This window comes from Rudaea sp. (assembly GCF_057139185.1).
On record NZ_DBNHDN010000003.1, the window covers coordinates 33,680 to 51,417 of the forward strand.

Annotated in this window: 16 protein-coding genes; 3 read left to right on the forward strand and 13 right to left on the reverse strand. The window is 65.4% G+C overall.

The genetic code is table 11. From position 1 onward, the window contains the following. Positions 1-10 precede the first annotated feature (10 nt). The gene (guaA, locus tag AC16HO_RS00285; RefSeq protein ID WP_395643640.1) at positions 11-1,576 is read right to left on the reverse strand and encodes a glutamine-hydrolyzing GMP synthase; all 1,566 of its coding nucleotides are present in this window, start codon (positions 1,574-1,576) and stop codon (positions 11-13) included. A 104-nt stretch (positions 1,577-1,680) separates the two neighbouring features. Then, positions 1,681-3,138 (reverse strand): IMP dehydrogenase, encoded by a 1,458-nt coding sequence (gene guaB / locus AC16HO_RS00290; protein ID WP_395643639.1) that lies wholly within the window; start codon positions 3,136-3,138, stop codon positions 1,681-1,683. 61 nt (positions 3,139-3,199) lie between these two features. On the opposite strand from guaB, the gene AC16HO_RS00295 reads away from it, so the two are divergent. Beyond that, entirely contained in the window at positions 3,200-5,053 is a 1,854-nt protein-coding gene (locus AC16HO_RS00295) for an LTA synthase family protein (protein ID WP_395643638.1), read from the forward strand. Between the two features lie 129 nt (positions 5,054-5,182). Here the strand turns inward: AC16HO_RS00295 and AC16HO_RS00300 are convergent, their stop codons facing one another. From AC16HO_RS00300 to folD, 5 genes are all read right to left on the reverse strand, one after another. Beyond that, positions 5,183-6,460: a TRAP transporter large permease gene (locus AC16HO_RS00300; protein WP_395643637.1), complete on the reverse strand. Its 1,278-nt coding sequence runs from the start codon at positions 6,458-6,460 to the stop codon at positions 5,183-5,185. Beyond that, positions 6,457-7,005, reverse strand: a complete 549-nt coding sequence (locus tag AC16HO_RS00305; RefSeq protein WP_395643636.1) for a TRAP transporter small permease — start codon at positions 7,003-7,005, stop codon at positions 6,457-6,459. Before AC16HO_RS00305 ends, AC16HO_RS00300 begins: the two co-directional genes overlap by 4 nt. Positions 7,006-7,165: 160 nt before the next feature. Then, a complete protein-coding gene (dctP, locus tag AC16HO_RS00310; RefSeq protein WP_395643635.1) occupies positions 7,166-8,149 on the reverse strand; it encodes a TRAP transporter substrate-binding protein DctP in 984 nt (327 codons plus the stop codon). 128 nt (positions 8,150-8,277) lie between these two features. After that, positions 8,278-9,141 (reverse strand): TRAP transporter TatT component family protein, encoded by an 864-nt coding sequence (locus AC16HO_RS00315; RefSeq protein ID WP_395643634.1) that lies wholly within the window; start codon positions 9,139-9,141, stop codon positions 8,278-8,280. Between the two features lie 84 nt (positions 9,142-9,225). Continuing rightward, on the reverse strand, positions 9,226-10,086 hold the full coding sequence (folD, locus tag AC16HO_RS00320; protein ID WP_395643633.1) for a bifunctional methylenetetrahydrofolate dehydrogenase/methenyltetrahydrofolate cyclohydrolase FolD: 861 nt from the start codon (positions 10,084-10,086) through the stop codon (positions 9,226-9,228). 97 nt (positions 10,087-10,183) lie between these two features. Here folD and AC16HO_RS00325 point away from each other — a divergent pair, with 97 nt between their 5' ends. Both AC16HO_RS00325 and AC16HO_RS00330 read left to right on the forward strand, forming a co-directional pair. Further along, positions 10,184-10,483, forward strand: a complete 300-nt coding sequence (locus AC16HO_RS00325) for a DUF1244 domain-containing protein (protein WP_395643632.1) — start codon at positions 10,184-10,186, stop codon at positions 10,481-10,483. A 1-nt stretch (position 10,484) separates the two neighbouring features. After that, positions 10,485-11,066 (forward strand): GNAT family N-acetyltransferase, encoded by a 582-nt coding sequence (locus tag AC16HO_RS00330; RefSeq protein WP_395643631.1) that lies wholly within the window; start codon positions 10,485-10,487, stop codon positions 11,064-11,066. A gap of 19 nt (positions 11,067-11,085) precedes the next feature. On the opposite strand, the gene moeB is transcribed toward AC16HO_RS00330, so the two are convergent. The 6 genes from moeB to AC16HO_RS00360 all read right to left on the reverse strand — a co-directional run bounded on the left by moeB (position 11,086) and on the right by AC16HO_RS00360 (position 17,673). Then, positions 11,086-12,231 (reverse strand): molybdopterin-synthase adenylyltransferase MoeB, encoded by a 1,146-nt coding sequence (gene moeB / locus AC16HO_RS00335; protein WP_484335248.1) that lies wholly within the window; start codon positions 12,229-12,231, stop codon positions 11,086-11,088. Positions 12,232-12,350: 119 nt separating this feature from the next. Continuing rightward, entirely contained in the window at positions 12,351-13,592 is a 1,242-nt protein-coding gene (locus AC16HO_RS00340; protein WP_395643629.1) for a molybdopterin molybdotransferase MoeA, read from the reverse strand. Continuing rightward, positions 13,582-14,178, reverse strand: a complete 597-nt coding sequence (mobA, locus tag AC16HO_RS00345; RefSeq protein WP_395643628.1) for a molybdenum cofactor guanylyltransferase MobA — start codon at positions 14,176-14,178, stop codon at positions 13,582-13,584. The genes AC16HO_RS00340 and mobA overlap by 11 nt, the downstream gene beginning before the upstream one ends. A gap of 84 nt (positions 14,179-14,262) precedes the next feature. Next, entirely contained in the window at positions 14,263-15,663 is a 1,401-nt protein-coding gene (gene der, locus AC16HO_RS00350; RefSeq protein WP_395643627.1) for a ribosome biogenesis GTPase Der, read from the reverse strand. An 88-nt stretch (positions 15,664-15,751) separates the two neighbouring features. Further along, positions 15,752-16,993 carry an outer membrane protein assembly factor BamB gene (gene bamB, locus AC16HO_RS00355; RefSeq protein WP_395643626.1) on the reverse strand — a complete coding sequence of 414 codons (1,242 nt, stop codon included), beginning with the start codon at positions 16,991-16,993 and terminating at the stop codon, positions 15,752-15,754. Beyond that, entirely contained in the window at positions 16,990-17,673 is a 684-nt protein-coding gene (locus AC16HO_RS00360) for a YfgM family protein (RefSeq protein WP_395643625.1), read from the reverse strand. Before AC16HO_RS00360 ends, bamB begins: the two co-directional genes overlap by 4 nt. Between the last annotated feature and the right edge of the window lie 65 nt (positions 17,674-17,738).

Consider the following 17,738-nt stretch of genomic DNA (forward strand, 5'->3'; position numbering starts at 1 on the left):
CATCGGTGGTTCACTCCCACTCGATCGTCGCGGGTGGCTTGCCGCTGATATCATAAACTACGCGAGATATACCGCGTAATTCATTGATAATTCTGTTGGAAACCTTGCCAAGAAAGTCGTATGGCAGATGCGCCCAATGCGCAGTCATGAAGTCGATCGTCTCGACCGCTCGCAAGGACACCACCCACTCGTAAGCACGTGCATCACCAACGACGCCGACGGATTTCACCGGCAGGAACACCACAAAGGCCTGGCTGACCTGATCGTAGAGATCGGCACGGCGCAATTCCTCGATGAAGATCGCATCCGCGCGCTGCAGCAGTTCGACGTATTCCGCTTTGACTTCGCCGAGCACACGCACGCCCAGACCCGGACCGGGGAACGGATGCCGGTAAACCATCTCGCGCGGCAGACCAAGTTCGACGCCGAGACGACGCACTTCATCCTTGAATAGCTCGCGTAGCGGCTCGACCAGGCCAAGCTGCATGTCCTCAGGCAGGCCACCGACGTTGTGGTGGCTTTTGATGACGTGCGCCTTGCCGGTCTTGCTGCCGGCCGACTCGATCACGTCGGGATAGATCGTGCCCTGTGCCAGCCAACGCGCCTTGGTCAATTTCTTCGACTCTTCATCGAAAATTTCGATGAAGAGTCGACCGATCACCTTTCGCTTCTGCTCGGGGTCGGCGACGTCCGCAAGTGCCTTGAAATAGCGATCCGCCGCATTGACGCGGATCACCTTGACGCCCATATGCTCGGCGAACATCGCCATCACCTGATCGCCTTCCTGCCAGCGCAGCAGACCGGTGTCGACGAACACGCAAGTCAGCTGCTTGCCGATCGCGCGATGCAGCAGCGCGGCGACGACAGACGAATCGACGCCGCCCGACAAGCCGAGGATCACCTCGTCGCTGCCGACCTGTGCGCGCACGCGCGCGATCTGGTCCTCGATGATGTTCGCCGCGGTCCACAGCGCCGCGCAGCCGCAGATATCGACGACGAAGCGACGCAGCAGCGCCATGCCCTGCTTGGTGTGAGTGACCTCGGGATGGAACTGCACGCCGTACCAGCGCCTGGCCTCGTTCGCCATCGCCGCGACCGGGATGCGATCGGTGACCGCCGTGACCGCGAAACCGGGGGGCGCTTTGGCGACATGGTCGCCGTGGCTCATCCACACATCGAGTTTTTTCGCGCCGGCATGGTCGCTCAGGCCGTCGAGCAGCACATCCTTCGCGACTACATCGACCTGCGCATGACCGAATTCGCGCGCATCGGCTGCCTCGGTCATGCCACCGAGTTGCGCCGCGAGCGTCTGCATGCCGTAGCAGATGCCGAGTATCGGGAGACCCGCATCGAACACCTGCTGCGGCGCCTTCGGCGCGCCTTCGAGCGTAGTCGATTCGGGGCCGCCGGAAAGGATGATGCCCTTGGCACCGAACCCGGCGATCTCGGCCGGATCGTGGTCCCAGGCCCAGATCTCACAGTAGACGCCGATCTCGCGGATGCGCCGCGCGATCAGCTGCGTGTATTGCGCGCCGAAATCGAGGATGAGGATTTTGTCGGTGTGGATGTTTTGCATGCTTCGCTCCCCTCGCCCGCCGGGAGAGGGGCCGGGGGGTGAGGGTCCGGGTTTCACACAGCCTCTCACGATGAAGATTCCTTCTCCCGACGGAGAAGGGCAAATCAATCCATCCGGTAATTCGGCGCTTCCTTGGTGATCGCCACGTCGTGCACATGCGACTCGCGCACACCCGCGCTGGTGATGCGCACGAACTGCGGCTTGGCGCGCATCTCGTCAACGGTGGCGCAGCCGACATAGCCCATCGCCGAACGCAGGCCGCCCGACAACTGGTGGATGATCGAGCGCAGCGGGCCGCGGTATGGCACGCGGCCTTCGATGCCTTCGGGCACGAGCTTGTCCGGGTCGGCCTCGTCCTGGAAGTAGCGGTCCTTGGAGCCTTTCTGCATCGCGCCGAGAGATCCCATTCCACGATAAGATTTGTAGCTACGCCCTTGATAAAGCTCGACTTCTCCGGGCGCTTCCTCGGTGCCCGCGAACATGCCGCCGATCATCACGCAATTCGCGCCCGCAGTCAGCGCCTTGGCGATGTCGCCCGAATAGCGGATACCGCCGTCGGCGATCAGGCAGGCGCCGCTGTCCTTGATCGCTTCGGCGACCATCGATACTGCGGAGATCTGCGGCACGCCGACGCCGGCAACGACGCGCGTCGTGCAGATCGAGCCCGGACCGACGCCGACCTTGACCGCATCCGCGCCGGCATCGACCAGTGCCCTGGCCGCATCACCGGTGACGATGTTGCCGCCGATGACCTGCATCTGCGGGAAATTCCTCTTGACCCACTGAACGCGGTCGAGCACGCCCTGCGAATGGCCGTGCGCGGTGTCGACGATGATGACGTCGACGCCCGCATCGACGAGTGCGCCGACGCGCTCCTCGGTGTCGCCGCCGGTACCAACCGCCGCGCCGACGCGCAGGCGCTCGTGCCGGTCCTTGGCCGCGTTCGGGTTGTCGTGGGCCTTCTGGATGTCCTTGACCGTGATCAGGCCGCGCAGCTCGAAGCCGCCGTTGACCACGAGCACCTTCTCGATGCGGTGCCTGTGCAGCAGGCGCAGCACTTCGTCCTCGCTCGCGCCTTCGTTGACGGTGACGAGCTTGTCCTGCTTGGTCATGATGTTCCTGACCGGGTCGTCGAGTTCCTTCTCGAAGCGCAGGTCGCGGCTGGTGACGATGCCGGCCAGCTTGCCGCCGTCGACCACGGGCACGCCGGAAATGTTGTTCGCGCGGACCAGATTGAGCACGTCGCGGATCGAGGTGGTCGGCGTCACCGTGATCGGATCGCGGATCACACCGGCCTCGAACTTCTTCACCAGGCGCACTTCGGCGGCCTGCTGTTCGATCGCCATGTTCTTGTGGATGATGCCGATGCCGCCGCATTGCGCCATCGTGATCGCGAGTCGCGCTTCGGTCACGGTGTCCATCGCGGCCGAGAGGATCGGGATGTTGAGCTGGATGTTTTTCGTCAGGCGCGTGGCCAGGGAAACGTCGCGCGGCAATACGTTCGAGTAGGCGGGAACGAGCGAGACGTCGTCGAAGGTCAAAGCTTCGGTAAGGATGCGCATGGGTACGGGGGAAGCCCAAGCCGGTAAACCCGTTATTATACTGATTTACCCGCGACCTCGCATGTCCATTATTCGCCCCACCGCCAGCACCGCGTCGCGACGCAAAGGCCTGATCGGCGCGGCTCTGCTCGTGGTTTTCATGCTGGTCGTCGCCGGCATGCGCGGCCTCGCCCTCGCCGGTATCGCCACCGGGCTGACCGACTGCCCGTGGTGCATGGGCGCAACCGCGATCCAGCAGGACGCGGGCATCCTCGCCCTGCTGCTCACGTTCACCGGGTTGTCGCTGCTGAGCGCGCGCTACTGGCTGCAATTGCCCTGGCTGCTGCTCAGCGGCTTGCTGCTGCTCGCCTACGCGTTCGACGCGATCCTGCTCAAGACACTGGTTCAGCACCTGTACTGGCTCGACATCGTCAAGTTCGGCAAGGAGCTTGACGCGATCGGCCGCTTCGGCACCATCCTGCTCGCATCGAATACCGGCAAGCTCATGCTCGTCGGCGTGGTCGCGGGCGTTGCCGTGCTCGTGCTCGCCCTGCTGCCGCGGCCGCGACGGCCGCGCCTCGCCCTCACCTGCTTTGCCGCCGCCGCCCTGTTCTTCCTTGTCGGGCTGTGGAGTCCGATGACGATGAAGTACATCAACTATCCGCTGCTGCAGAATTTCATCGCGGCGAACCTCGCCGACAGCGTCGATCGCCACTATAGCCCAGCCTTCGCCGACGCGTTGCGCAAGGAATACGTGCCGCCCGCGCCAGTCTGCGCAGCGGGCCGCGACCTGCGCCCGAACGTCATCGTCATCGCCGTCGAATCCTTGTCGATGTACCATAGCAAACTGTTCGGCGGCAGCAACGACGACACGCCTCGTCTCGACGCGATCGCTCGCGACAACGCGTATTTTCCCGATTTCATCGCCAACGGCTTCACCACCGACGGCGGGCTCATCGCGATGATTACCGGCAAACCGCCGATCCCGACCCTGGGCCGCTACCAGAGCGCCGAGGCGTTCGCCGGGTTCGAGAGCCCGCACGGCGCGCTGCCGGAGATCGTGCATGCCCACGGCTACACTGCCCACTTTTTCACCACCGGCGATCTCGGTTTTCTCGACAAGTCCGCATGGCTCAAGGGCCTCGGCTTCGACTCCTGGGAGGGCGCCGAGCAGCCGTTCTACAATGGCTGGAAGCGCCGTCATTTCAACGCCGCCGAGGACAAGGCGCTGTATCAGCGCTTCCTGCAGTGGCTCGACGCGCGCAAGAACGACACGACGCCGTGGCTGGCCGTCCTGCTCACTGTGTCGACGCACCCGCCGTTCGTCAATCCGGAAAACGAGAGCCTCGACGAAACCGGTGCGTTCCGTTACGCCGACAAGCAGATCGGCATGCTCTACGACGAACTCACCAAGCGCGATTTCTTCCGCGACGGCGTGCTGATGATTTCCGGCGATCACCGCAGCATGACGCCGTTGTCGGCAACCGAACTCGCGCGTTTCGGCGACAGCGCGCTCGCGCGCACGCCATTCGTGGTCGCCACGCAGTTGCCGATGGTACGCGGCGCCGTCGAGAGCACGTTCCAGCAGGCGGACATCGCGCCGTCGATCGCCGAGTTGCTCGGCGGCCGCGCCTGCCGCGAGCCCGATCAGGGCACTTTCCTGAGCTTGCCGCCGCAACCTGCGCAGTACATCGCTCACGCACGCGGCGACCGCCGCAACCAGGTCGACATCTACTTCGATGGCAAGCAGGCGGACCTCGTACTCGCCGGCGACCAGTCGAACTGGATCGGGCCGAAGCCGGACAACTGGAAGCAGATCATGGACGGCATCGCGCTCGACCGCATCGATCGCGGCAGTGCGGACGAAAACTTTCTCGACCTGATGATCAATGCGCGAGCGCCGAAGCCTCGCGAATCTTCGTCATCGACGAAGTAGCGAAGCCCCAAAGAACGTTACCACGGATTACGTGGACAAGAACCGACAATCGCGGATAGAACAAATATTGAACTGTGTTATCCGCGATCTTTGCTTTTATCCGCGTAATCCGTGGCAAAGGTCTCGATCTCACCGTACCAGCGCCAGCGACAGCTCGGGCCAATAGGTCACGACCAGCACGCACAATATCAGCAGCGCATAGAACGGCAGGCAGGCACGGATGATCGACAGCGCGGGCCGGTTGAATCTCGCGGCGGCTATGAAGATGTTCATGCCGGCCGGCGGCAGAAAGATGCCGATCTGCAGGTTGGCGAGGAAGATGATGCCGAGGTGTATCGGATCGACACCGTAGTGGATCGCGATCGGCAGCACCAGCGGCACGAGGATGATGATCGCCGGAAATCCTTCGAGCAGCATGCCGAACACGAGCAGGAACGCGTTGAGCACGAGCAGGAATCCGAGTTTGCTGGTGATGCCGGCCTGCAACCAGGAAAACAGCTGCTCGGGCACGTCGGCGTCGATCAGCCAGTTGGTCAATGCCAGCGAAAAGCCCAGCACGATCAGGATCGCGCCGACCAGCAGCATCGCTTCGCGGATCACGCGCGGCAATGCGACGAGCTTGATCTCGCGGCGGATCAGCACGGTGACGATGAGCACGTACAAAGCCGTCGCCGCCGCGGCCTCGGACGGCGCGAGCTTGCCCGAGAACACGCCAGCGAGCACGAGCACGGGCAGCGGCAGTTCCCAGCCCGCGTCCTTGACTGCGGCCCACAGCTCTCCAGGCGGCGACTTTGGCGGGCGCGGCAAGCCGCGCGCCTGCCAGGCGCTGTACAACGCCAGCACCGTGATCATCAGCAAGGTCGGCAACAGGCCGGCCTTGAACAATGCATCGATTGCCACCGGCGGCGTGGTGTGGAATTGTTGCGCGACCACACCGTAGAGGATCAACGGCATCGACGGCACCAACAACAGGCCGAGGCTGCCCGATGCGGTGAGCAAACCGAGCGAAAAGCGCTCGCCGTATTGCGCTTGGCGCAGCGCCGGATAGAGCACGGCGCCGAGCGCGACGAGGGTGACGCCGGTGGCTCCGGTAAATGCAGTGAAGAACGCGCAGGCGCAGATCGACACGATCGCGAGACCGCCCGGCAACCAGCCGACGAGAGCATTGGAAAGACGCACGAGCCGGCGCGGCGCCTGGCTTTCCGCCAGCAGGTAGCCGGCAAGCGTAAACAGCGGAATCGCGATCAATGCCGGCATGTCGGCGAGGCGGTAGAACTCGATCGCGACCGTCGTGCCCGGCTGCCCCGATGCGCCGAAACCGAGCAACGCGATGGCCGCGATCAGCACGAACAGGGGCGCGCCGAGCGCAGCAAGAACGGCCAGCAGGCCGGCGATCAGCCAGATCATCGCGCCTGTCCTTCGTCACTCGCGCTGCGGCGTCCTGTATCGCCCAGCGATTCCGGTGCAGACAATCCGGCGATGTGCGCCGGTGCCGCGAACGCGCGCAGCACGAAGCGCAACGCCATCAAGCCGAAACCGATCGGCAGGATGCTTTCCAGCATCCAGTTCGGCACGCCGAAATCCGAGTTTGCGCCGCCGTCGAGGTCGACGCTGACCAGCCCCCAGCCATACCACGCCAGCGCCGCGCAGATCGCGGCCGCGAACAGCAGCGTCAGCGCGCGTGCCGCACGTTGCGCGCCGGACGGCAGGAATCGTTGCAGCACATCGACTGCAATGTGTTTGTCATCGCGCACCGCGGCGAGCGCGCCAAGCATAGCTGTCCACACAACCAGAGTGCGCAGGAACGGGTCGGCCCAGAGAAATCCGCCACCAAACGCGTTGCGCATGAAGATCTGCGTGCCGGCCAAGGCAACGAGGACGAGTACCAGGACGGTGAGGATGCCGTTCTCGATACGGTGGAGCCAGGTCAAGGTTTTTTTTGCTGTGGACACTTCCATGCTCGTCGTGCCGGCAGGGATTGCCGGCACCCGGACTTCAGGGACGACAAGGTTGGCGATACTCTGGCATCCATGCGGGCTGGACCCCGGCGATCCATGCCGGGGGGGCGCATCGACATTCCGCTCACGCTCTGCGCGCTCGCGGGCCGATGCGCTATTTGCGCGCTTCGTCGAGCGCCTTGTTCACGGCTGCGGCGAGTTCCGGCGAAATGCCGTCCGCACCGGTCAAATTCTTGCGCGCATCCACGCCTATCGCGTCCCACTGTTTGCGTTCGTCGGCACTCTGCGGCGTGATCGCCACGCCATGCCCTTGCAATGCCGTCCGCGCCTGCGCATTGTCCGCACGTGCGCCCTTCTCGATGCGCGCGAATGCGGCACCAATTTCGTCGTCGAGCACCTTCCGGTCCTCGGCGCCGAGCGCATCGTACGCTTTCTTGTCGATCGCGAGGTAACCCATCACGTACATCAGCGGCAGATCGAGCATGTGCTTGACCTTGGTGTGCCACTGGAAAGCGATCGCGCCCGCGGTCGTGCTCGCGGCTGCGTCGATCAGACCGGTCTGCAGGCTGGTGTAGACGTCGGCAATCGGCAACGGGATCGGTGTGACGCCGGCCGCCTTGAACGCGATCTCGGCGACGTGGTCGCCCTGCGGCACCCACACCTTCGCCGCCTTGAGCGTCTCCTTGTCGTGGATGTCGTTGACGCTGAACAGGTAGGCGAAACCACCGCCGGCGATGCCGGGAACGACGAAGCCGGCCTTCTCGAAGCTTGACTTGAGCAGCGGGTCGACCTTGGCGCGCACCTTGTCCACTTCGTCCTCGCTGCGGAACTGGAACGGCTGGCTGTAGGCGTTCGCGTCCGGCGTGATCGATGCGGCTTCGCCGCCGGTGAACGCCGCGCCCTGCAGTTGGCCGATCTTGATCTTGCGCAGCACGGTCGCGTTGTCGCCCATCACCCCGCCCGGGTAGAACTTGATCTCGACACGGTCGGCGGTCTTCGTTTTCACCGCCTCGGCCGCGGCGCGCATTTCCTTCATCCACGCCGTGCCGTCGGGAGCGATCGTGGCGATCTTGATCGGGGCGGCATGGGCGCCGAGCGCGGCCAGTGCGAGCGCCAACCCATAAATATACTTTTTCATTTTTTCACCTCCTGCATGAAAAGCCTGTTGCCACGGATTGCGCGGCTGAATATGGACGGAGCGGTTTTTTTTGTGTCTTGATCCGTGATATCCGCGCGATCCGCGGCGAAGTCGCTCTTCGAAATCCATCAAAAGAAGTCCTTGCCCGATGCAAGCAACGCCTTCGCCTTCTTCTTCGCCAGCGTGTTGATCAAGGTCAGGCGCGGCGCCACCGGGTCGGCTGCAAGCACCTCGTTGAGCAGCTTGTCGTGCAGCGCCTGATCGAACACGAGGCGCGCATAGAATTGCGCGTAGAGCACGCGCACCATCTGGTTTTTCCCGCCCGACAGTTCCAGCGCCTTGTCGAACCACTTCCTGCCTTCGTCGGGCTTGCCGCCGAGCGAGGCGGGCCGGATCGAATTGACCACGCCGAGATAAAGCGCCGCGCCGCCATCGTCATGGTGCGGATCGATTTCGTCACAGCGCAACAACATCGCCTGCAGCTTCGGCAGGTCGGCAATCGCGTTCCAGTCGCCGGCATTGACCTCGGTGCGCCCGGCCCAGGCCGCTGCGAAACCGTACAGTGTCACGATGTCGTTGGCGTCGGCTTGCCCGAGCGCCGTCGCGAACAGGTCGTAAGGCGCGTCCAGCGCGTCGCATAACGGCTTTTCGCGCAGGCACAGCGCGCGCCGCGCGTAGCCGTAGGCGCGACTCGCCAGGCGCCGGGCGCGTTCGTTGTCGTCGACGAACGCGCCGGCATAGGCACCGTATAGCTTCGCGCCGGCCAGCAGCGAGTCGACATCGGCGGGATTGGCCTCGATGCGGCTGTCGATCAGCAGCAGGTACGACGGCAGGCCGTCGCGCACGATCCCGGGATCGTCCTGATCGAGTACCGCCATGGTCAGCGAGTCGCCGAATTCCCTTGTCGCCTTCTGCACCACGCTGCCACAGGCCGCAGCCAGGCAGGCGCACAGGAGCAACACGAAACGAAGGCGTGGGAGCGAATTGCGCATGTTTCGCGAAAAGAAAGGATTGCAGGAATTTTAACGCAGTCGCCGGCTGAAGACGCGGGCGAGCCCGCCCGCGTCAGGCGCGATTCAGTTGCCCGCATCGGCCGCGCGCGCGGCCTCGAGCGTGTTCTGCATCAGCGTCGCGACGGTCATCGGCCCGACCCCGCCAGGCACCGGGGTGATCCAGGACGCACGCTTGGCGGCAGCCGTGAATTCGACATCGCCGACGAGGCGGCCGTCCTCAAGGCGGTTGATGCCGACATCGATCACGATCGCGCCCGGCTTGATCCACTCTCCCTTGACAAGCCCTGGCCGGCCGACCGCGACGGCGACGATGTCGGCAGCGGCGATCACCGCCGGCAGGTCGCGCGTGAACTTGTGGCAGGTCGTTGTCGTGCAGCCGGCCAGCAGCAGCTCCAGCGCAAGCGGACGACCGACATGGTTCGACACGCCGACGACGACCGCGTCCCGGCCGCGCACCGGCCGGTCGGTGTTCGCCAGCAGGGTCATCACACCCTTCGACGTGCACGGGCGCAGGCCGCGCTGGCGCAGCGCGAGCCGGCCGATGTTTTCCGGATGGAAGCCGTCGACGTCCTTGCGCGGGTCGATGCGGTTGACGATGGCGTTTGCGTCGATCTGTGCCGGCAGCGGCAGTTGCACGAGGATGCCGTGCACCTGCGGATCGGCGTTCAAAGCGTCGATCAGCGCGACGAGTTCGGCCTGCGTGGTCGTCGGCGGCAGGTCGAAGTCGCGCGAATGGAAGCCCGCATGCTTGCAGGCGCGGCGTTTGTTGCGCACGTAAACGCTCGATGCCGCATCGTCGCCGACGAGGACGACCGCGATGCCCGGTACACCCAGACCCTGCGCACGGCGCTGCTCGACCTCGGCGCGCAGGTCATCGAGCAGCCGGTCGGCGATGCGTTTGCCGTCAAGTATCTTCGCGCTCATGGGCTGTCTGCGGGCTCCTCAAAGACAGGCATTATCCCAGTTTGTCCGAGCGCGGCTCAATCGCGCTACTATTCCGCCGTCGTCCGGAAGCAACCTCATGCCAGCCAAACAAATCGAACTCGAGGCCGCGGCGTTCCGTCGCCTGCTCCAGCACCTCAACGGGCGCCGCGCTGACGTGCAGAACATCGAACTGATGACGCTTGCCGGATTCTGCCGCAACTGCCTGGCCGATTGGTACCGCGAGGCTGCAGCGGCGCGAGGCATGGAAATCAGCAAAGACGCCGCGCGCGAGCACATCTACGGCGAGCCGTTCGAGCAATGGAAGGCCAGGCACCAGAAACCGGCAACCGTCGAACAACTCGCGGCTTTCGAGCGCGCGCAACACGAGACCCACTGACATGCAAGACATCGACGCAGGCATGCTCCCGTCCGAACGCGAGAGCAATGGCATCTCGATCCGCAAATACCAGCCCGGCGAAGAAGCCGGCATCGTCGAGGCCGTGCAGGAATCCGTGGCGACAGTCGGCGCCTGGCTGGATTGGTGCGGCAAAGGCTACGGCGTCGCCGAAGCACGGGCCTGGATCGCACATGCCACAGCAAACTGGGACAAGGCTGAGATGTTCGCGTTCGCCGTCGTCGATGCGACCAGCGGCGACTACCTCGGCGGCGTCGGCCTCAGCCGCATCGACCAGGCGAACCACTCCGCCAACCTCGGCTACTGGATCCGCCAGTCTTACCAGGGGCGCGGTGTAGGCACGCAGGCGGCACGCCTTGCCGTGGGCTATGCGTTCGAGCTGCTGAAGCTGACCCGCATCGAAGTCGTCTGCGCGGCGATGAACCGGCCCAGCCGCCGCGTCGCGGAAAAAACCGGCGCGCGTTTCGAAGGGCTGAAGAGTGGCCGGCTCAGCGTGCACGGCCGGGCGCTCGATGCGGCGGTATACACGATCACGGCGCCGGCAGCACGACGTACGATTGCTTGATTCGCGCCCAGCTTTTTGCTCAACCCGCGCCGCAAACCTGTACGATGTCTTCGTAGCCGCTGAACGTCGTGTGCCCGCCGCATCCCGGGCACTGCGGGTCGCGCGGCAGACGCAACTCGCGGAACGTCGCGCCGAGCGCGTCGTAGCACAGCAGGCGGCCGACCAGCGGTGCGCCGATACCGAGCACGAGCTTGATCGCTTCGGTGGCCTGCAGCAGGCCGATCGTGCCCGGCAGCACGCCGAGTACGCCGGCCTCGGCGCAGTTCGGTGCGTCCGTGGCCGCAGGCGGCTCCGGGAACAGGCAGCGATAGCACGGCGATTGCGCGTCGCGCGCATCGAACACGCTGACCTGCCCGGTGAAGCGATGCACCGCGCCGTAGATCAGCGGAATTTTCAGCTGCCGGCAGGCTGCGTTGAGCAGGTAGCGCGTCGGGAAATTGTCGGCGCCGTCGATGACCACGTCGTGATCGCGGATCAGTTCCTCTACGTTGGCCGCGGCAAGCCGCGCGGGCAGCGGGCGCAACTCGACCGTCGGATTGAGCGCGGCCAGCGCGATGCGCGCCGACTCCGTCTTCGCCATGCCGACACGCGCATCGGTGTGCAGGATCTGGCGCTGCAGGTTCGATTTGTCGACTACATCGTCGTCGATCAGGGTCAAGCGTCCGATTCCGGCCGCGGCGAGATACAAGGCCGCCGGCGAGCCGAGACCGCCGGCGCCGATCAGCGCGATGCGCGCGCGCGCGAGGCGGCCCTGCCCCGCCGCGCCGACTTCGGGCAGCAGCAGATGGCGCGAATAACGTTCGAGCGCGTCGGCGCCGAATCCGCCCGCGGCCAGCGGCAGCCCTTCGGCATTCCAGCGCAGGAACCCGCCAGCCACCGAAGCGAGACGGGTATAGCCGAGGGCGTGCAGCGACTGCGCCGCGCGCAGCGAGCGCTTGCCGCTCGCGCAGATCGTCAGGATCTCGCGCCCGCGATCGGTTTCGATTTCCGCGATGCGTGCGACGACCTCGCCCAACGCAATGCCAACCGCGCCGGCCGGCATGCCGCCTGCGCGCTCATCGTCTTCGCGCACGTCGATCAGCAGCACGCCACTGGCCTGCCGCGCCGCCGCCTCACGCGGCGTGATTTCTTCGACTTGCGGTGTTGGCGTGCCCATGAAATCCATGTGCGCATTGTAGCGCCGGCATCAAGAGCATTTTCACCACGCACTACGCGGATCGACACGGATCCGAGCGCCTCGATGTAAGCGCCCTGTCCGTGTTCATCCGTGGCAAGGCAAGCTCTTCAGCTCACACCGGACAACGCCAGCACCTCGACGACGGTCCCGTCGGAGTAGTCCTGCGCTGCCTCCGGCAACACGATCAAGGCGTCGGCTTCGGCGACACCGCGCAGTTGCCCCGAGCCTTGTTTGCGCAACGGCGTGGCGTGCAGCACTCCGGACTCGTCGCAGGCCAACGCGGCGCGCAGAAATTCCACGCGCGGGTGCGTCTTGCGCACGGCCTGGGTGAGGCGCGCACGCAGCGTCTTGCCGCGTGTTCGACAACGCGTCATCGCATCCAGGGCCGGGCGGACGAGGGCAAGAAAGGTCGCGACCCCCGAGACCGGATTGCCCGGCAGCGAGAACACCAGTGCCCGGCCGATGCCGCCGAACAGGAACGGCATCCCGGGCTTGATCCTCACTTTCCACAAATGCACCTGGCCGACTTCGGCGAGCAGACGCGGCAGATAGTCGGCCTCACCGGCGGAAACGCCGCCGCTCGATACCACAATATCGGCATCGCCGGCCGCGCGAGTCAGCGCATCGCGCAACGCGGGCGGGTCGTCGCGCAGGCGTTCGTGGCGCAGCAGTTCGACGCCATGTTGTTCGAGCAACGCGCCGAGGCTGTAGCGGTTGGAATCGTGAATCCGGCCGAAGCCCAGCGGCTTTCCCGGTGGCACGAGCTCATCGCCCGTGGTCAGCAACACCGCGCGCAGCCTGCGCATCACCACGACATGCGCATGGCCGAACGAGGCGATCACGCCCAGCCGCGCGGGCGTCAACAGCATGCCTGCGCCCAACGCACGATCGCCGGCGTGGTAGTCCTCGCCGGCCGCGCGCACGTTCGCCCCCGGTTGCGTTCCGGGCGCGATGACGATGTCTGCGCCGTCGACACGCGTGTCTTCCTTCATCGCGACGGTATCCGCACCCCGCGGCAGCGGCGCGCCGGTGGTGATGCGCACGCATGTCGCTGGCTCGACGCGCGGCACCTCGTCGCCACCGGCGAGGATGGAGCCGATCAGACGCAGGCGTGTTGCCGTCCGCGCATCGAGATCGGCGCCGCGCAGTGCGTAGCCGTCCATAGCGGAGTTGACGAAACCGGGCACGTCGAACGGTGCGATGATGTCCTCGGCCAGCACGCGCCCCAACGCCGACTCGATCGCGATCGAGTCGGTTCCGGCGACGTGATCCGCGGCGACGGCGACGATGCGCGCCTGTGCCTCGGCAAGGCTCAGACCGACCGGAAATGCGCGCGCGTCAGCGTGCATGGCGACTTTCCCATTCGCGGAATTCCCCCAGTGTATTGAGATTCGCGAACGACTGCGCCCGGTCGGAAAAATCCGCTTCGATCGCATCGACCGCGTCCTGCCACTGCCACACCGGCAAGTCGGCCTGCAACGCCTGTGCGGCTTCTTGTGCCAGGTGGCTGCGATACAACGCGAACAAGGGTTGCCGGCGAACACCATCGTGGGCGACGACGGCGTCCGCACCCGTCACGATTGCGGTCGCGTGCAAACGCGCGGCGAGGTCGAACGCGAGATTGGGCGCATCAACCGGCACGGTCAACAGCCACGGCGCCGGACTGTGCGCGAGCGAGTTGGCGATACCGGCCAGCGGGCCGTGGCAACCCTGCCCGGTGTCGGCCAGCACACGACCGAAGCGCGCGTATTCATCGGTATTGCGGTTGGCGCAGACAAGAATCGAGCAAACTTGCGGCCGCAATGAATCAGCAACGCGCTCGATCAACGGCTTGCCGGCGAGAGGCAACAGACCTTTGTCGCTGCCACCGACGCGACGCCCCTCGCCGCCGGCAAGTATCGCGGCGGCAATGTCGGGAACCTGGAACGCTGTCATCGCGGAAGATCCAGAAGCGCCCTCACCCAACCCTCTCCCACGACATCAAACCATCGGCGACGATGGCTTCATTTTCCATTCGAGTCAACGCTTCTTCGCATTCCTGATCATGCGCTGACGCTTGCGCTGCTGACCTTCGGTCAGCACGTTCTTGCGCCCGGCGAATGGGTTGGCGGTTTCCTTGAATACGATGCGGATCGGCGTGCCTTCTAACTTGAAGCGTTTGCGGAAGAAGTTCTCGAGATAGCGCTGATAGCCGTCGGCGATGTGGCGCGTGCGGCTGCCGTGGATCACGATGGTCGGCGGATTGGTGCCGCCCGGATGGGCGAAGCGCAGCTTCGGCGCGTGCCCGCGCACGAGCGGCGGTTGATAGCCTTCGTAGGCTTGCTCCAGCGCCTTGGTCAATTCGGAGGAACCGAATTCACGCGTCGCCGACTTGTGCGCGCGCAGAATCGCGCGCATCAGCTCGGCGAGGCCGGAGCCGTGCAAGCCGGAAATGAAAACGGGTTTGACGAACGGCACGAAGTCGAGACGACGTTCCAGCGAGATGCGGCACTGATCACGTTCGTAGGTCGAAAGCCCGTCCCACTTGTTCGCGGCGACGACGAGCGCACGACCTTCATCCAGTACATGGCCGATCAGGGTTGCGTCCTGCTCGGATACGCCCTCCTTGGCATCGAGCATCAGCACGATGACGTTGGCCGCCGCGATCGACTGCAGGGTCTTGATGACCGAAAACTTCTCGACCGCTTCCTCGACGCGCGCGCGGCGGCGCACTCCGGCGGTATCGATCAGGGTATATTTCTTTCCATCGCGCTCCAGCGGTACGCGGATCGAGTCGCGTGTGGTGCCGGCGATGTCAGAGACGACCACGCGGTCCTCGCCGAGCAGGCGGTTGACCAGCGTGGACTTGCCGACGTTCGGTCGGCCGACGATGGCGACGCGGATGCCTTCGTCGACCGGATCGCCGGCGTCGACCGCGTCGGGATCCGCCGCCGGCAGGCGCGCCTCGATCATCGCCAGCAATTCGGCGACGCCGCGGCTGTGCGCGGACGAAGTCAGCACCGGTTCGGCGAAACCGAACGAGGCGAACTCGCTGCGCGCGTTGCCCTCGTCGATGCCATCGACCTTGTTGATGACGAGCAGCAGCGGCTTGTCGCACTTGCGCAGGCGCTTGAGGATGTTGCGATCCTGCGGCAGCACGCCGTCGCGCGCGTCGACGACGAGGGCGACGGCATCCGCCTCGCCGATCGCCAGTTCGGCCTGGCGCGCGGTTAGCGCGTCGATGCCCTCGTCTTCGCCGGAGAGGCCGCCGGTATCGACGACGACGAACTCATGCGCGCCGAGACGGCAAACACCATAATGACGGTCGCGCGTCAGCCCGGGCAGATCGTGGACCAGCGCATCGCGCGTGCGCGTGAGCACGTTGAACAGCGTGGATTTGCCGACATTGGGCCGGCCGACCAAGGCGACGACGGGAAGCATGTGCAAAGTATCGCTGAATTATGCGGCAGCGACGACTGCGGCGGCGGCTTTGGCCTTCCCCTGGCGAAGGAAGGCCGAAGGCTGCACGCTACTTGCTGCCGCCGCCGACGCGATACGCGGCGATGTCGCCGTAGATCGTCTCGACATAGACCGTGTCGCCGACCACGACCGGCGCGGAGCGGATCGGCGCCTTCGACACGCGCTCGCGCGCCAGCAACTTGCCGTCGTTGATCGACAGCCAGTGCACCCAACCTTCGAGGTCGCCGACGACGACCGCATCACCCTGTACCGACGGCTCGCCGAGCCACCGGTATTTGAGCGCGTCCTGTTTCCATTGCGAGCTGCCGGTACGCAGGTCGAGTGCATAGACGTTGGCATCGGCGTCGGTCAGGTAGACCTGACTCGCCGACAACGCCACGCCACCGTCGCTGCCCACGTCGTGGGTCCATACGGGGCGGCCGGTCTGCGCGCTCAGCGCCGCGGTCTGGCCCCTGTAGCCGGCGGCGTAGACGATGCTGTCGGCGACGGCGATCTGGCCGTCGACGTCCTGCAGGCGGTCGATTTCGGTGCGTCCCTCGCCGGGCGACAGCACCTGCTCCCACAGCAGCGCGCCGTCGCTGGCGCGCAGCGCGATGATCTTGCCGTTGTCCTCACCCGAATAGACCACGCCGTCTACGAACACCGGTGCGCTGTTGCCGCGCAGGCTCAACAGCGGCACCGTGGACCGGTCGTAGACCCACTTGCGCGAGCCGTCAGCGCGATCGAGACCGACGATGTGACCGTCGTTCGTGCGCACGTAGACCATGCCGCCGCCGATCGCGGGCGGCGCGATCACTTCGGAAGTGACCTGCGCGGTCCAGCGTTCGGCACCATCGCCGGCGTTGAATGCCTGTACCGTACCCTCGAGCGTGCCGACGACGACGAGATCGCCATCCACGCTCGGGCCACCGCCCCAGCGCACCGAATTCGATCCACGATGGATCAGGAAACCGCGCCGGCTGCCGAGTTGTTTGCTCCACAGGGTCTTGCCCGTGGCGGCGTCATAGGCCGCGACCACGCCGGTCGTACTGGCCGCATAGAGCTTGCCGTCGGCGTAAGCCGGACGCATCAGCGCGCCGGTCTTCTCGGCACCCTTGCCGATGCGTTCGCTCCACAGTTTCTGCACGCCGATGGTCGGGCTGAAATTCTCCGCCAGTGGCGTCGGCGGCTCGATGTTTTCCTTCTTGGTGTCGTTGAACCAGCCCTTGATCGTGCCGCAGCCGGTCATGGCGACGGCGAGCAGGATCAGGCTTGCACCGCGCAGGCGCGATGCGGTGAAGACGATGCTCATGAGTTCTTCTTCTCCGCTTCGGTCTTCGCCGGCGCAATCGCCGCGGGGGCGGCGCCCAGGTCGGACAGCTTCATTTCGACGAAATCGCGGTTCGGCGCACCAGGTTCGAGCTTGGCCAGCGCCTCGGCGTAGGCGCGGCGTGCATCGTCCTTGCGCCCGAGGGCGGTGAGCGCATCGCCACGCAATTCCGCTGTGGTCGCTTCGAAGCCGTTAGCCGGCAGCTTGTCGATGAAGTCGAGCGCTTCCTGGGCCTTGCCGCGCGCGAGTTGCACACGCGCCAGGTTGATGCCGACGGCGGCCTTGAGCGCGCCGTTGCCGGCCTGCTGCCAGGCCCAGTCGAGCGAGGCCCAGGCGCCTTCCGCATCACCTTTCTGCGTTGCGATCTCGGCCTCGCGCATCGCGGCGAGCACGGCATACGGCGTACTGGCATAGTCGGATTTGAGCTTGGCTGCGATCGCCTTGGCGGCGTCGTAGTCCTTCTTCGTCATGTCGGCGCCAAGTGCGTCGTACTGCACGGCGGCGTCCATGTCGCGGCTGGCGCGGTGGACGCGCCACTGCTGCCAGCCGAACAGCAGAACCAGACCGAGGCCGATGCCGACCACGATCGACAGCCAGTTCTCACGTACCCATTTGCGGACGAGTTCACCCTGTTCGTGTTCGTCCAAGACATCAAATGCCATGCTGCGGATTACCTTTGCGGAAAGTTGCCGTATGCGCCGCGCCGGCCGCATCGGGCCGGGGCTCG